1 protein-coding gene is annotated in these 957 nt (G+C 62.2%); it reads right to left on the bottom strand.

What is annotated here, in order from left to right:
• On the bottom strand, positions 1 to 952 hold a 952-nt coding region (locus EN808_RS35065; protein WP_127230906.1), incomplete at its 3' end, for an IS481 family transposase.
• Positions 953 to 957 lie beyond the last annotated feature (5 nt).

Here is a 957-nt window from a genome sequence, read left to right as displayed (position 1 = left end):
TGTGGAGCCTCAACAGGTTGTCCTCGGTTAGAGCGAGGCGACTGATAGGTGTTTTGGACTTTAGGCTCCCGTGGGGACGGTGCCAATTGTATCTGTGCAGCCAGACCGGCAACTCTGCGGCGCGGTGATCTGAAGTCGGATAAGCGATGGCATAAGCCCATTCGCGCAGTGCTGTCTGGATGAAGCGCTCGGCCTTGCCATTGGTCTTGGGTGTATAGGGTCTTGTCCTGACGTGCTTGAGGCCGAGATCGCGGCAGGCCTTGGCGAAGGCCTTTGATCTGTAGCAGGAGCCGTTGTCGGTCATGACGCGGGCTATCGTGACGCCGAGGCTGGCGTAGTAGGCCACCGCCGCCTTGAGGAAGGCGATGGCGCTTTCTTTTTTCTCGTCGGGCAGGATCTGCGAGAAGGCGATGCGGGAGGCGTCGTCGATGCAGACATGGACGAACTCCCAACTGCTGCCGCGCGAGCTGGCATTGCCGGTGCGCTTGCCGGTAATGCGATGACCGATGCGCTCGAAACGACCGAGCTTCTTGATATCGATATGGATCATCTCGCCAGGATGCTCGCGCTCGTAGCGTCGGATCGGCTCGGCCGGTTCGATATCCCGCAACCGCGACAGTCCGGCACGCTTGAGAACCCGGCTAACGGTGGCGGGCGAGACGCCGACCTCATGGGCGATGTGCTTGCCGGTCCAACGTTGCCGCCGCAGCGCCATGATGCGCTCGGCGATCAACGCAGCGGTGGCCTGCGGCATATGGGCGGGCCGCGAGGAACGGTCGATCATGCCGGCCCGCCCTTCGGACTTGTAGCGCTCGACCCAGCGCGCCACGATCTTGGCCGACACGCCGTAGACACGCGCCGCATGGGCTTTGGAGAAAGCGCCTTCTATCACCGACAGCGCCATCTCCTCTCGACGCAGCGGTGTGAGACGGGCATTCTTATGGATGTTCATTCGGA

It is taken from the genome of Mesorhizobium sp. M8A.F.Ca.ET.165.01.1.1 (assembly GCF_004792065.1).
Classification (GTDB): domain Bacteria; phylum Pseudomonadota; class Alphaproteobacteria; order Rhizobiales; family Rhizobiaceae; genus Mesorhizobium.
Note: the sequence above shows the minus strand (reverse complement) of the source record. Positions and strands in the feature narration are given on the sequence as shown.